Below are 921 nucleotides of genomic sequence, written 5' to 3' on the forward strand. Positions count from 1 at the left end.
TTATGCGCTTGCAGGAGGATTTGAGCTCGCACTTGCATGCGACCTCATTATCGCTTCTGAAACGGCGGTATTCGGGCTACCTGAAGTAGGTCGTGGCCTTGTAGCAGGATCCGGTGGATTGGTGCGCTTACCTAAGCGGATACCGAGGAACATCGCGCTACAGTTCGCGCTCACCGGGGACCGTATGGATGGCTCGACAGCTTTAAAATGGGGTCTCGCCAATCAGTTAGCCCCTGAGGGTGAGGCGCTTTCATATTCCCTGGCTCTGGCCGCCCGAATTGCCCGCAACGCACCGCTCTCGGTGGCGATGAGTAAGCGGATTATCGAAGAGTCCTCAGGATGGCCGGAAGCAGAGATCTGGGAACTACAGCGACCGCTGGTCGATTCCATTCTGGCTACGGAAGACTCAAGAGAAGGCGCCAGCGCTTTTGCCGAAAAACGTAAGCCACAGTGGCGTGGCTGCTAATGAAAATAGCAATCCCAACCTGCCCAGGAGGCGCGATCTAATGTTAAACAGCATTGCAGTGGTTGGCGGAGGTACCATGGGTACGGGTATCGCCTATGTCAGCGCGTTGGCCGGCTATCCCGTGACCGTAGTGGAAGCCAACTCTGACGCCGAAAAAAGAATGGTCAGCACCCTTAGAAGAACAGCGGATAATGCTGTTCTTCGCGGTCGTATTAATCAACGGAAGGCAGATGAGCTACTGGCGCGCATTAGTCGGCTGGAATCAGTCGATGAACTGGACCGGGGAATCGATCTTGTTATTGAAACAGTTCCGGAACGCCTGGGACTCAAGCTCGATATCCTCAGTAAGATTTCCAAGCGAAGTCCCAGTCTGATCGCGAGCAATACCAGCGCCCTGCCGATAGGCGAGCTCAGCAACAGCGTGCAGACGCTGAACGTTTTTGGGATGCACTTTT

2 protein-coding genes are annotated in these 921 nt (G+C 54.7%); both read left to right on the forward strand.

All coding sequences use genetic code 11. The features are described 5' to 3' along the window. Nucleotides 1-466 (forward strand): enoyl-CoA hydratase-related protein (locus NOR51B_RS15100; protein ID WP_040482182.1); only part of this gene is annotated, 466 nt, incomplete at its 5' end. Nucleotides 467-506: 40 nt separating this feature from the next. After that, a partial coding sequence (locus NOR51B_RS14635) for a 3-hydroxyacyl-CoA dehydrogenase NAD-binding domain-containing protein (RefSeq protein WP_040482183.1) occupies nt 507-921 on the forward strand: 415 nt, incomplete at its 3' end.

It is taken from the genome of Luminiphilus syltensis NOR5-1B (genome assembly GCF_000158175.1).
GTDB lineage: Bacteria > Pseudomonadota > Gammaproteobacteria > Pseudomonadales > Halieaceae > Luminiphilus > Luminiphilus syltensis.